Source organism: Mesorhizobium sp. 1M-11 (assembly GCF_001303895.1).
Taxonomy (GTDB): Bacteria; Pseudomonadota; Alphaproteobacteria; order Rhizobiales; family Rhizobiaceae; genus Mesorhizobium.
Genome location: NZ_LJSD01000040.1, coordinates 64,155 through 77,450, shown reverse-complemented (window position 1 = coordinate 77,450; position 13,296 = coordinate 64,155). Strand labels below are relative to the sequence as shown.

Sequence of the window (13,296 nt, the reverse complement as noted above, 5' to 3'; positions counted from 1 at the left end):
GCCAAGTTCGCGCAGTACGGCGATGCCTTGCGCGGCGAACGCCTCGTTGAGTTCGACGACATCGAAGTCCTGCGGCGTCAGGTTGAGCCGGGCGCAGAGCTTTTGGGTGGCCGGCACCGGACCGATGCCCATGATGCGGGGCTCGACACCGGCCGTGGCAGCACCCAGGACACGCGCGATCGGGGTCAGCCCGTATTTGGCGACAGCAGCTTCCGACGCCACGATCAGCGCCGCCGCGCCATCATTGACGCCCGACGCGTTGCCCGCCGTCACCGTGCCGCCCTCCTTGCGGAACGGCGTTCCGAGCTTCGCCAGCGTCTCCACCGTGGTGCCGGCACGTGGGTGCTCGTCCTTGGAGACCACGATCGCATCGCCCTTCCTCTGCGGGATGGTGACGGGGACGATCTCCCTGGCCAGCCGGCCATTGGCCTGTGCGGCAACCGCCTTCTCCTGGCTGCGCACCGCAAAGGCATCCTGGTCGGCCCGGCTGACGCCGAACTGTTCGGCGACGTTCTCGCCGGTCTCCGGCATGGAATCGATGCCGTACTGCTTCTTCATCAGCGGATTGACGAAACGCCAGCCGATGGTGGTGTCGTGGATTTCGGCATGGCGCGAGAAGGCCGTCTCGGCCTTGGGCATGACGAAGGGGGCGCGGCTCATCGATTCCACACCGCCGGCAATCATCAGTTCGGCTTCGCCGGCCTTGATGGCGCGCGCGGCAATGGCCACCGCATCCATGCCCGAGCCGCACAGCCGGTTGATCGTCGAGCCCGGCACCGAGACCGGCAGGCCGGCCAGAAGCAGCGCCATGCGGGCGACATTGCGGTTGTCCTCGCCGGCCTGGTTGGCGCAGCCATAATAGACATCGTCGACCGCATCCCAGTCGACACCGGCATTGCGGGCCACCAGCGCCCTGATCGGCTCCGCGCCGAGATCATCCGCACGCACCGAGGCAAGCACCCCGCCGAACCGGCCGATCGGCGTGCGAACATAGTCGCAGATATAAGCTTCGCTCATCTTAGATTTCCGGAACGTTCAGGTTGATGATTTCGCCTTCGACCAGCAACTCAGCGCCGGTGAGTGCCTGCAATTCGTCAAGGCTGAGAGTTGGCAGCTTTTCCCGCAGCACGAAGCGGGAATTCACGATGTCGATGACCGCAAGGCTGGTGTAGATACGCGTCACGCAACCGACCCCGGTAAGCGGAAGGCTGCAGCGCTTGACCAGCTTGGGTTTGCCGTCCTTGGTGACGTGGTCCGTGATGACGGCGACACGCTTGGCACCATGCACCAGATCCATGGCGCCGCCCACCGCCGGAACCCCTTTCGGCCCTGTGCTCCAATTGGCAAGATCGCCTGTCTCGGCGACCTCATAGGCACCGAGGATCGCCACATCGAGATGACCGCCCCGCACCATGGCGAAGCTGTCGGCGTGATGGAAGAACGCGGCCCCCGGCTTCAACGTCACCGCCTTCTTGCCGGCGTTGATCAGATCCCAATCCTCGTCTCCCGCCGCCGGCGCTTCGCCGAAATTGAGGATGCCGTTTTCGGTGTGGAAGATCGCCGCGCGGCCGGAGGGCTGGAACTGCGCCACCATCTCGGGAAAGCCGATGCCGAGATTGACATAGGCGCCGTCTTCGATGTCCTGCGCCGCCCGCCAGGCGATCTGGGCGTTGGTGAGTTTCATGCGTATTCCTGCCTGATCAGCGCCTCTTCCTGCGCGGCGTCGCCGACCTCGACGACGCGATCAACGAATATCCCGGGTGTCACCACCTGTTCGGGATCGATGGCACCGGGCTCGACGATCGCATGCGCCTGCACCACGGTCGTACGGGCTGCCATTGCCATCAACGGCGAAAAATTTCGCGCCGCCTTGCGGTATGTGAGATTGCCGTGGCGGTCGGCCAGTTCAGCCTTGATCAATGCCACATCGGCCTTCAGCCAGCGCTCCTGCACATAGCTGCGGCCTTCGAATTCCGCGACCGGCTTGCCGGCGGCGAGTTCGGTGCCGTAGCTCGTGGGCGTATAGAATGCCGGGATGCCGGCGCCCCCGGCGCGTATGCGCTCGGCAAGCGTTCCTTGCGGCACCAGTTCCAGCTCGATCTCGCCGGCCAGATATTTCTCGGTGAAGGCGCGCGGATCGGACGAGCGTGGGAACGAACACACCATCTTCGCCACCATGCCCTCGTCGATCATGGCGGCGATGCCGATGCGGCCGTTGCCGGCATTGTTGTTGATCACGGTCAGCCTCCCCGGGCTGCCGGTCGCCCGGAAACGATCGATCAACGCATGAATGAGTTCGATCGGCGCACCCGCACCGCCGAAACCGCCGATCATCACGGTTGCGCCGTCCTCAACAACGGCTATCGCGTCGGCAAGATCGGCCACTGTCTTGTCCATGCTGTCCTCTCCCTCCCGCTTAGGGCGGCTGCAGTATGCGGCAATGGAGGGTTCCTTCAATGCAATTTGTGCGATATCATTATTTTGTTGACTATTCGCACAAATCAAAGCGCATAGGGTGAAGCAATGTCTCTCATGGAACGCGACATCATGGGCGGCCTGGCCAAGGGCTTGTCCGTCATCGAGACCTTCACCGCCGAGCGTCCGCGGCAGTCGATATCGGAAGTCTCTGTGGCCTCCGGACTTGACCGGGCTACCGCGCGGCGCTGCCTGCTGACATTGGCCCATCTCGGTTATGCCGACTATGACGGCAAGTTCTTCACCCTGACGCCCCGGGTGCTGCGCCTGGGTACGGCCTGCCTCGCCACCATGCCGCTTCCGCAGTTGGTGCAGCCCTTGCTCGACCGCCTGTCCGAGCAGCTCGGCGAGAGTTCTTCGGTTTCGATCCTCGACGGGACCGACATCGTCTATGTGGCGCGCGCGGCGCAAAGAAAAGTGATGTCGATCGGCCTGATGCCGGGCTCTCGCCTGCCCGCCTATTGCACCTCGATGGGCCGCGTGTTGCTTGCCGCCTTGTCTGAAACTGCAGCCAGAGAAATCCTTTCGCAGGCGCCATTGCCGGCTCGAACCAGCCATACGCTTACTGATCCAAAAGCGCTCGTTGCAGAATTTGCACGGGTCAGACTGCAAGGTCATGCGATCGTCGACCAGGAAGTCGAACTGGGCCTGCGCTCGATCGCCATCCCGCTCTACAACTCGCGTGGCCAGCCGGTAGCGGCGATGAATGTCGGTGTGGCGGCCTCGCGTACGGAAGCGGAAGAAATGGCACGGCTCTATCTTCCGGGCATGATCAGCGTCCAGGCGGAATTGCGCAAACTGATGCGCTGACAAAGTAGTCGCGACGGGGCCCGCACGAGCGACCCGCCACGATCTTTGCGGATCCCTGAAGAGACCCGCAAAAGAGGAACAGCCTTATTTCGGCAAATCGTGTGCCCATTTCGAGATGGCTTCGGCAACAGCAGCAGGCTGCTCCGGCATCAGCGCATGCGAGGCGTTGGCCACAGTGACCGTGGTGACGCGCTCGCCCAACTGCTTGCGCAACTCGTCCCAGCGGTCACGCGGCTTGAACGGATCTTCCTCGGGAATGATCTCCAGGATGGGTGCGGTACCCGCTGCCCACCAGACCTTCCTCGGCACCGGCTTTTCCGACTGCATTGCGGTGACCTCCGGATACCAGCCTTTCAGCCAGCCGGTTGCGTCGTGGCCTTTCGCGAAGAAAGCGCCCTTCAGCGCAGCCAGGCGTTGCTCGTCCGGCAGGCTGAGGTTGCCGGCGAAATCGGGGGCCCACCAGACAAGCGGATTGCGCTCTGCCGTGTCGCTGGCGGAACCCGCGGCAACGACGACACCGCGCACCTTTTCGGGGTAACGGGTGGCGGTCATGCGGGCAACGAAATGGCCATAGGCATGACCGGCGACGACGGCACGTTTATCGCCCAGAGCATCGATGACATTGGCAACGTCCTCAGCGAAATCATAGAGATCCACTCCCTTCATCGGGCCGACCGACTTGCCGATTCCGCGTGGCTGGGGCCGGAGAACCTTGAAGCCATCGGCAGCCAGTGTCTTCGAGAGCTGGTCATAATCGCCATAACTGTCCCTGCCTTGCGACGGCAGCAGGACGACAGCCGGCCCCTTGCCTTCGACAAGCACTTCGATGGCGACGTTCTTGGTGGTGACGATTTCCGTCTGTGCCGGCTTGCCTTCCTCAGCCATGACGATGGTCGGCATCGCCGATAACAACATGGCTGATAGGGCCATGGAAAGAAAACCAGTTCGCGACATTCCCCTCATCTGCTTTCTCCTGGTCTGGGTGAAAATTAGGACAAGACGTGCTGGCGGACCGAACGGGCCATCGCCAGGCAACAATCCACCATCGACGGAACAGGGTGCATTCGGCCCTGTACGCGCCGGAGACGTGTTCCTGCTGGTTGGCTAGAAGTTACTGCTCCTTGCAATATTTTGGTTGATAATGTGAACTATATCGTTCACATTATCAACTATATGTCAACTGCTACGGCAGTGCCCCACGACCCGAACCATCTCAGCCATGCCACGCATCCAGCTCATCGCACGAGGACAACTTGTGCCCGGACACACCGGGACGCCGGCCGAATCCCCGACTTGACATCCAGCGCATCGAGAGTCATTCAAACGGGTGCTAGGAGACTTCCTGGCACCGCGCTCGAAAAGGCTGCGGTGCGATTTTCAAGGATTTCAAACCGGCGGATGTCATGGCGCTTTGCCACGGCAGCCGCCGGTTTTTCGTTTTGGAGGACTGGTCAGTGACCCAGATGCAGAACCGGCAACCGTCGGGCTCTCCCGATATCCCAGCCACCATCTGTGAGGCGCTCGATCGAGCTGCACTAAAGCGGCCACTGACGGAAGCCCTGGTCGGCAATGGTGACCGGATTGGTTTTGAGCGTTTGCGAACCGAAAGCCTCAAGGTCGCCCGTGGCCTTGTCGCATCGGGCATTCGCAGCGGCGACCACGTCGCGATTTGTGCAGGCAACAGCGTCGAATGGGCAATCCTGTTCCACGGTGTCGTGCGGGTCGGCGCGGTCTGCGTGCCCGTCAACACACGGTTGATGCCTGGCGAGATCCGCATGCAGCTCGAACGTGCCGATGCGCGGATGCTGCTCACGGTCGACTGCCTGCTGAGGATCGACTTCATCGCGGTATTGCGCGAGGTCTGCTCAACGGTAGACACGGCGCTTCCTTCGCCGGAGCTGCCGCTTCTGACCGATGTCGTCGTCCTCGGCGATGCAGCACCGACGACTTGCAGGCTGTATGCCGACTTCCTCGCCAAGGGTGAAGGCGTCGAACTCCCGCCCTTGCCCGAGCCGGACAATGTCGCGCTGATCCAGTTCACATCCGGCTCGACGTCTTTCCCGAAGGCGGTGCTGCTCTCCCATGCCAACATGGTGACCGACGCCCATTTCCTCGGCAAGCGCATGGGCGCTCGCGAAGGCGACCGTTATCTTTCGGCCCGCCCCTTCTTCCACGTTGCCGGCTCGACGCTCGCGGTCGTGCTGTCCGCCGTGCATGCCATCACGCTGGTGACGATGCACCGCTTCACCGGCGAGGAAGCGCTCCGGCTGATCCGGGAAGAGGCCTGCACCCTCACCTCCGGCAACGACACCATGTATCTGATGATGCTGGGCAGTCCGGACTTCGAACCGCGCTCCTACACGCTCCGCGGTGGATGGGCGGCAATCAGCCCTGCCATCATGCGTCGTGCGGTCGAGGAGTTCGGCGCCGGCCAGACCGTCACGGGCTACGGTCTCTCCGAGGCTTCACCCAATATCATGGCCTCCGATCACGCCGATCCGGTGGAAGAGCGCATTGCCGGCTGGATGCGCCCGCACCCCGGCCTGGAAGTCCGCATCTGCGACCCGTCGAACGGCGCCGAACTGCCCTGCGGCCATAAGGGCGAAATCCGCGTGCGCGGCTGGTGCGTGATGAAAGGCTACTACCGCGACGAACAGGCAACGCGCGAAACCATGACTGCGGACGGTTTTCTCAAGACCGGCGACATGGGCGTCATGCGCGAAGACGGCCGCGTCACCTTTGTCGGACGCCTGAAGGAGATCATCCGTGTCGGCGGCGAGAATGTCGCGCCGGCCGATGTCGAGGATGTGCTGATCGGCCATCCGAAGATCCGCCAGGCACAGGTCTTCGCATTGCCCGATCCACGGCTCATCGAAGTGCCCGGCGCCTATGTCGTGCCGCGCGACGGTGAGACTGTGACGGCCGACGAGGTTCTGGCCTGGGCCAAGTCACGGCTCGCCGGCTTCAAGCTGCCGAAATATCTCGCCGTCGTCGAAAGCTTCGACATCGTCGGGCTGACCGCCAGCTCGAAGGTACCCAAGCGCCTGCTGATCGAGCACGCCAAACGGCATTTCGGCCTCGACGAAAGGGAGAAGGCTTCGTGACCACCCGCTTCACCAGGACGTTCGGCGTCGCTCACCCGATCGTCCAGGCAGGAATGAGCTGGGCTTCGTCGAACCCGGCGCTGCCCGCCGCCGTTTCCAATGCCGGCGGGCTCGGCGTACTTGCCGCCGGCCCGATGTTCGTCGAGGATTTCCGCAAAGCGTTGCGGACATTGAAAGCTGCAACCGACAAGCCCTTCGCCGTCAACGTACCGCTTTATCGGCCGCAGGCCGACGAAATCCTCGACATCGTCATCGAGGAAGAGGCGCCTATCCTCATCGCATCGCAGGGCGGCCCGAAGAAATACCTCGGCCGCTTCCAAACCGCCGGCATCAAATGCATCCACGTCGTCGCCTCCGAGACGCACGCGCTGAAAGCACTCGAGGCGGGTATTGACGCCATCGTCGCGGTCGGCGGCGAAGCCGGCGGTCATCCGCCGCCGGAGCAGGTCTCGACGCTGGTGCTGGTCCGCGCCATCGCCAAGGCAGCGCCGGAGGCAATCCTGATCGCTGGCGGCGGCGTCGCCGATGGCGCAGGCATCGTCGCCATGCTCGCGCTCGGCGCGGACGCGGTACAGCTTGGCACGCGCTATCTCGCCACGAAGGAGGCGACCGTGCACGAGGCCTACAAGCAGAAGGTCCTCGCCGCCGGGATTGCCGACACGGCGCTGGTCGGCGCCGGCATGAGCCCGATCCGCATGGTCTGCAACGATTTCTCCGCGCGGTTCCTCGAGGCCGAAGCCGCCGGCTCCGATATCGAGGCACGCCGCGCGATCTTTGCCGCAAGCTCGCTCAAGCTTGCCGCCCTCGACGGCGATGTCGCCAACGGCAAGATCGAGGCTGGCCAGAGCGCTGGTCTGATCGACGATCTCCCCGGCGCCGAGGACCTGACGCTGCGCCTGATCGCGGAATACCGCTCAACCCTTGCCCGCCTGGCGGGCCTCGATATAGCGCTGGAAAGCCGCCTGGAGCGCAGTCTGCAGGGAGTTCTTTGACGGCGTATGGATACGGTTTTCGATCATCGCGGCCAGCCCTTCGAGCCCGTCGGTCAGGCGATAGCCCAGCACCGTACGGCGGAAGAAGTCGCGCGCCAGATCCGTGACGAAGGTCGCGTCGGCAGCGACGATCTCGTGGGTACGCAAGTCGATCTCCAGCACGACGCCGATCCACGTCATGGTTTCCGACATGCCGGTACCGCGCGGCGCCTGGGCATAGCCGCTGACGAGCACGGTGCGGTTCTCACTCATGTCATCTCCCTCCCGGTTCGTTTGTCGCGAAAAGAAACAATCACACCCGGCATGTCAACGCATTCGCCAGCGCTGCGACATGCTGCCGACGCGGCAGCCACATGAACGACTTCCGTGCCAGATCAGGAGCTTGAGCATGCTGGAAAGCAGGTCCCGACAATCCGCGGAACGCAGCACGGAAGCAGGTGGCATCCTGACTGCTCGTATTCCCCGACTTGCCACGGATGAACTCACGCGACTGCTCGGCGTCTACGGGTTGTCCGGCACGTTCAAGCCCCTGTCCGGCGAGCGCGACCAGAACCTGAAGGTAACGGTCGCGGACGGGCGCCAATATGTGCTGAAGATCGCCAATGCAGCCGAGCCCGCGCAGGCGCTCGCCTTCCAGAATGCCGCGCTCGACCATATCGCAACGGCCGATCCGGCGCTGCCGGTGCCACGCACGGTCACCTCGCAGGAGGGGGCGACGATCGTACCCGTGCACCATGACGGCGCGGTCTTCATGGCACGGCTCGTGACGCATCTGACCGGCGAGCCGGCGCTCGACTTTCGCGCCACACCAAGCTTCCGATGCGATGCGGGTCGGCTCGCCGGTCGGCTGGATCGCGCGCTCTCCGGCTTCCGGCATTCCGGCGGTCCGACGGACATGATCTGGGACCTGCGCCACGCCGCAGCGCTCGAAGATCGTATCCACCACATCGCCGATCCCAGGCGTCGAGCGATCGCCGAGACGGTCATGGCCAATTTCAAGGCCCGTGTCGTGCCGGCCTTTGCCGGGCTGCGCAGGCAGGTGATCCACAACGACATCCACCAGAACAACATCATGCGCGACCCGCGTTCGGGCGCGATCGCCGGCATCATAGACTTCGGCGATATGGTTGAGACCTGCCTCGTCAACGAGGCGGCGATCGCGATCGCCCACCAGCTCTACCGCGAGCCGGATCTTCTCGGCGTCGCTTCCGAGTTCCTGTCCGCCTATGCCACCACGATGCCGCTTGAACACGCCGAAGTCGCCGTCCTCTTCGATCTCGTGAAGATGCGGCTTCTGTCCCGCGAGATCATCGCTGCCTGGCGCAGCGCCACGTCAGGCGGACCATCGCCCTACCGGGCCGACATTTCCGAAATGGGATGGGAGGCACTGTCGCGCGCTCTCGCGATCCGTCCCGAACACGCCACAGAACATCTGGAGAAAGCCATGACCGCGCTTGCAGCAGCACCCCGTTCAGCCTCAACCGATCAGGCCTACGAAGACCTGATGGCACGGCGCCGGAAGGCCATGGGACCGATATACAGAGAGTTCTACCAGCAGCCCTTCATGCCCGTGAAAGGCGAAGGCATCTGGGTAACCGATGCGCACGGAAAGCGATACCTCGACGCCTATAACAACGTGCCGCATGTCGGTCACTGTCACCCGCATGTCGCCGATGCGGTGGCAAGGCAGGTGCAGGTCTTCAATTCCAACACCCGCTATCCGAGCGAGCTGATCGTCCACTATGCCGAGCGGCTGACGGCCACCATGCCGGACCATCTCGACACGGCCATGTTCGTCTGCTCGGGCACCGAAGCCAATGAGCTTGCCTGGCGGATCGCCACCGCCAACACCGGAGGCACGGGTGCCCTCGTTACCGACGCTGCCTTCCATGGCAACTCCACCATCATCGGCGCGCTCGATACGGCAACGCTTCCGCATGACCGGCTCGAACCCTGGATCGGCACCGTGACCGCCCCACGTTTCGCAGGAGCTGCCGGAGGCAACGGCAAGGCGCTGTCCTCAAGCGATTATGCCGCCAGCTATGCTGAAAGCATCGCAGGACTGGCGAAGCGGGGACATCATCCAGCCGCCTTCTTCGTCTGCCCGGTCTTCGCATCCGATGGTCTCTATTCGGTGCCGGCCGGCTATCTCGATCCGGCCATTGCGGAGATTCGCCGCGCTGGCGGCCTCATCATCGCCGATGAGGTGCAGACCGCTCTCGGCCGCACCGGCACCGATTTCTGGGGCTTCCAGCACGCCGGGCTCGTTCCCGACATCGTTACCATGGGCAAGCCGATGGGCAACGGCATTCCATTGGGCGTCGTCGTCGCGCGCCGCTCGCTGGTCGAAGGCTTCCTGCAGACCCAGCGCTACTTCAACACTTTCGGCGGCAACCAGGTCGCAGCCGCCGCCGGCCTCGCCGTGCTCGATGTCATCGAGAAAGAAAAGCTGCAGGAGAATGCACTCCATATTGGCACCTATCTGCGCGAAAACCTCGCCGGCCTGATGGGCCGACACGCTGCAATCGGCGACGTCCGCGGTACCGGTCTTTTCGCCGGCGTGGAGATCGTCGAGGGAGACAAGCCGTCGCCATCGAAAGCGCGCGCCGTGATCGAGGACCTGCTTACACGCGGCGTGCTGGTCGGTCTTACTGGCGCCGGCAGGAACCTCCTGAAGATTCGCCCGCCCATGGTGTTTTCGCGCGAGAACGCCGACATGCTCGTCGACGCACTCGACAAGGCCTTGGCCAAGGTCGGGTGAAACGAAAGCTGGACAGCCCCCGGGCTCCTCCGGGACTGGTAATGAGCAAACAAAAAACCCGCCGGATGGACTCCGGCGGGTTTTTGTTTTCGTGCAGCAATCCCAACTGGCCGGTCAGGCGGCGTAGACTTCCCTGCCTTCGAAGAAGGTCTTCAGCACTTTCGTGCCGGCAATGGCGCGCGGCTCCACGGCGTGGAGATCGCGGTCGAGCACGATGAAGTCAGCCGAGAAGCCTGGCGCCAATTGACCCGTCCGGTCGCCAAGGCCCATTCCTTGCGCGCCGTTGCGCGTCATCAATGGCAGCGCCTGGTCGAGCGTGATGGCCTCGAGCGGCGAATGCACACCCGGCAACCGGCCCGAGGGATCCGCGCGGGTGAGCAGCCCGGCCAGCGATTGCCATGGGTTCAGCTCCGGGAAGACCGTCATCCAGTCGGACCCGACCGCCATCGTTACGCCGGCTTCCAGCATGGTGCGGATCGGCCAGACCGTGGCGTAGCGTTCCTTGCCGACAACGCGTTCATGCGCGAGGCTTGCATGGTTGACGAACCACATCGGCGGATTGAGGTCGGCGATGACCCGCAGCCGCTTCATGCGCGGGATATCCTCATGCGGGATATATTGGCCATGCGCGATGTGGTGCCATGGGCCATTGTCACCGTTTTCGGCGCGGACCCGTTCGACGGCGTCGAGCACACGGCATATGGCGGCATCGCCCACCGCATGGACCTTCACGCCGATGCCTTGCCGGTCATGCGCAGCGATCTCGGCGAAGAGTTCGTCCGGCGACAGGTACATTTCGCCATGTTCGTTCGTGCCGGGATAGGCCGCGATCATTGCCGCGGTCTTCAGCGACGGTACGCCGTCGAGGAAGATTTTGGCATTGCCAGCCACCATATGCGGGCCGCAGGCCGATTCATGGCGCGTCAGGAAATCTTCCGCCTCCTTCGACCAGGTCGAACAGGTGCGGCTGGCGGACAGGTGGAATCCGGCCCAAGTCGAGAGGTCGCCGGCATCGTCGAGGGCGCGGAAGGCAGCGACCATTTCCGGCGTCGACTGCGCGTCGGAGAAGCCGGTGACGCCGACCGAGTTGAAGTAACCGACGGCCGCGCGTGCCACGTCCACGATCTCGCCGTCGCCGAGTGCCGGGACGGCGCCATCGACGATCCACATCGCGCTTTCCTCGAGCAGGCCGGTCGCCTCGCCGTCGACGCGCACAATACGGCCGCCGGCAGGGTCAGCTGTGGAGGCGTCAATGCCCGCAGCGGCAAGCGCCGCACCGTTGGCGAAGGCGCCGTGCAGGCTGCCATGGGTAAGAAGCACGGGGCGGCCGCCGCTTGCCTCGTCGAGCAGCCGCTTGGCCTCGGTGCCGAGCTTCTCGATGTCGGCCAGTGCCGTCGCGCCATAAGCGCTGCCGGTGAGCCACGCACCTTCCGGTTTGCCTTCGGCTGCCTTGCGCACCCGCGTCTGCACGGCCTCGAAGTCGTCACCGGCGTCGATGGCAAAGGAGCGCAGCCGCGTCGTCATGCCGGAAATGACGTGCATGTGAAAGTCGACGATCCCCGGCATGGCGAAGCGTCCGCCAAGATCGACGACCGTGGTATCGGGGCCGGCAAGGCCCCGAAGCTCGGCTGTCGTGCCGAGGGCAAGAATGCGACCCGAGGCATCGATTGCAATCGCCTCGGCTGTCGGGCGCGCCGGATCCATGGTCCGGATCGCGCCGTTGATGAAAAGCGTCTTGATGTTCATGTGCTCTGGCCGATCGATCAGGCCGCGGCCTTGGCGTTGGCCCATGCCAGCGTCTGGTCGAGCGCTTCCCGGAACGTGTCGACGATGATGTCGATTTCTTTGGGCGTCACGATCAAGGGCGGTGAAAACGACATGGTCTCGCCGAGATTGCGGGTGACGAGGCCACATTCGAGCGCAAAGCGCGAACAGGCCGCAGCCGCCCCGACCGACGCGTCGAACGGCGCCTTGGTTTTCTTGTCGCTGACCAGCTCGACGCCGGCCATCAGCCCGATGCCGCGCACCTCGCCGACGACCGGATGGTCCTTCAGTTCGGCAAGCCGTTTCTGGAAATAGGCTCCGGTCTCGCGCGCGTTGCGGGTGGTGTCGAGTTCCTCGTAGCGGTTGAGCGAAGCGAGCGCGGCTGCCGCGCAGACCGGGTGGCCGCCATAGGTGTAGCCATGGCCGAAGACGCCGACCTTGTCGGACTGCTCGCGCATGGCATCGACGATCTTTTCCGACACGATGACGGCGGAGATCGGCAGATAGGCGGAAGACAGTGCCTTGGCGCAGGTGATCATGTCGGGCTTGTAGCCGACCGCTTCCGCACCCCAGTAGGTGCCGGTGCGTCCGAAACCGCAGATGACCTCATCGGAAACCGTCAGCACCTCATATTTGTCGAGCACCGCCTGGATGGCTTCGAAGTAGCCTTCGGGCGGCATGACGACACCGCCGGTGCCCATCACCGGTTCGGCGAAGAAGCCGCCGACGGTTTCCGGGCCTTCCGCAAGGATCAGTTGCTCGAGTTCATCCGCCATCCGCCTGACGAAATCGGCTTCGCTCTCGCCGGGCAGCCCCTCGCGATAATAATGCGGGCAGGTCACATGCAGGAAGCGGTCGATCGGCAGATCGAACTCGCGATGGATGTTCGGCAGGAAGGTGAGGCTGCCGGACGCAATGCCGGTGCCGTGATAGGCGCGCTTGCGGGCAATGATCTTTTTCTTCTCCGGCCGGCCGAGCGCGTTCCAGTAATACCAGATCAGCTTGACGGCGGTGTCATTCGCTTCCGAACCCGAGCACTGGAAGACGACACGGGACATGCCGGGCGAATTCTGGATCAGCTTCTCGGCGAGATCGATCGACGGGTTGTTGGAGCGGTGCGCGAACAAATGGAAATAAGGCAGCTCATCGATCTGCGCCTTCACCGCCTCCTTGATAGAGGTGTCGGAATAGCCAAGCGACACGCACCACAGGCCCGACATGGCATCCAGGTAACGGTTGCCGCTGTCGTCATAGATATAGGCGCCCTCGCCGCGCGTGATGATCAGCGGACCGTCCTTCTCGTGCTGGCGGATGTTGGTCTGCGAATGTATCTGATAGCGGATGTCGCGAGCGGCAGCGGAATTGGCGAGCATGGTCATGTCTCCTGATG

Annotated in this window: 11 protein-coding genes; 4 read left to right on the top strand and 7 right to left on the bottom strand. The window is 63.7% G+C overall.

The annotated features are described in order from the left end of the window. From AO692_RS17890 to AO692_RS17880, 3 genes are all read right to left on the bottom strand, one after another. A partial coding sequence (locus AO692_RS17890; protein ID WP_054310056.1) for a thiolase family protein occupies positions 1 to 1,017 on the bottom strand: 1,017 nt, incomplete at its 3' end. A 1-nt stretch (position 1,018) separates the two neighbouring features. Next, positions 1,019 to 1,684, bottom strand: a complete 666-nt coding sequence (locus AO692_RS17885; RefSeq protein WP_054311408.1) for a 3-oxoacid CoA-transferase subunit B — start codon at positions 1,682 to 1,684, stop codon at positions 1,019 to 1,021. Further along, the gene (locus AO692_RS17880; RefSeq protein ID WP_054311407.1) at positions 1,681 to 2,397 is read right to left on the bottom strand and encodes a 3-oxoacid CoA-transferase subunit A; all 717 of its coding nucleotides are present in this window, start codon (positions 2,395 to 2,397) and stop codon (positions 1,681 to 1,683) included. Before AO692_RS17880 ends, AO692_RS17885 begins: the two co-directional genes overlap by 4 nt. Positions 2,398 to 2,523: 126 nt before the next feature. Here AO692_RS17880 and AO692_RS17875 point away from each other — a divergent pair, with 126 nt between their 5' ends. Further along, complete coding sequence (locus tag AO692_RS17875) at positions 2,524 to 3,285, top strand: IclR family transcriptional regulator (RefSeq protein WP_054311406.1); 762 nt, start codon at positions 2,524 to 2,526, stop codon at positions 3,283 to 3,285. Between the two features lie 84 nt (positions 3,286 to 3,369). Here the strand turns inward: AO692_RS17875 and AO692_RS17870 are convergent, their stop codons facing one another. Beyond that, a complete protein-coding gene (locus AO692_RS17870) occupies positions 3,370 to 4,215 on the bottom strand; it encodes an alpha/beta hydrolase (protein ID WP_200911755.1) in 846 nt (281 codons plus the stop codon). Positions 4,216 to 4,748: 533 nt separating this feature from the next. On the opposite strand from AO692_RS17870, the gene AO692_RS17865 reads away from it, so the two are divergent. Together AO692_RS17865 and AO692_RS17860 are read left to right on the top strand one after the other, a co-directional pair. Further along, entirely contained in the window at positions 4,749 to 6,389 is a 1,641-nt protein-coding gene (locus tag AO692_RS17865) for an AMP-binding protein (RefSeq protein WP_054311405.1), read from the top strand. After that, entirely contained in the window at positions 6,386 to 7,381 is a 996-nt protein-coding gene (locus AO692_RS17860; protein ID WP_054311404.1) for a nitronate monooxygenase family protein, read from the top strand. Before AO692_RS17865 ends, AO692_RS17860 begins: the two co-directional genes overlap by 4 nt. Here the strand turns inward: AO692_RS17860 and AO692_RS17855 are convergent. Then, complete coding sequence (locus AO692_RS17855; protein WP_054311403.1) at positions 7,304 to 7,633, bottom strand: DUF3870 domain-containing protein; 330 nt, start codon at positions 7,631 to 7,633, stop codon at positions 7,304 to 7,306. The two genes, AO692_RS17860 and AO692_RS17855, sit on opposite strands and share 78 nt — an antisense overlap. A 136-nt stretch (positions 7,634 to 7,769) precedes the next feature. Between AO692_RS17855 and AO692_RS32325 the strand changes: the two genes are divergently transcribed. Next, the gene (locus AO692_RS32325) at positions 7,770 to 10,142 is read left to right on the top strand and encodes an aminotransferase class III-fold pyridoxal phosphate-dependent enzyme (protein ID WP_161808086.1); all 2,373 of its coding nucleotides are present in this window, start codon (positions 7,770 to 7,772) and stop codon (positions 10,140 to 10,142) included. Positions 10,143 to 10,256: 114 nt separating this feature from the next. Here the strand turns inward: AO692_RS32325 and AO692_RS17845 are convergent, their stop codons facing one another. Together AO692_RS17845 and AO692_RS17840 are read right to left on the bottom strand one after the other, a co-directional pair. Next, positions 10,257 to 11,933 carry an amidohydrolase gene (locus tag AO692_RS17845; protein ID WP_054311402.1) on the bottom strand — a complete coding sequence of 559 codons (1,677 nt, stop codon included), beginning with the start codon at positions 11,931 to 11,933 and terminating at the stop codon, positions 10,257 to 10,259. Then, positions 11,906 to 13,285: an aminotransferase gene (locus AO692_RS17840; RefSeq protein ID WP_054311401.1), complete on the bottom strand. Its 1,380-nt coding sequence runs from the start codon at positions 13,283 to 13,285 to the stop codon at positions 11,906 to 11,908. The genes AO692_RS17845 and AO692_RS17840 overlap by 28 nt, the downstream gene beginning before the upstream one ends. Between the last annotated feature and the right edge of the window lie 11 nt (positions 13,286 to 13,296).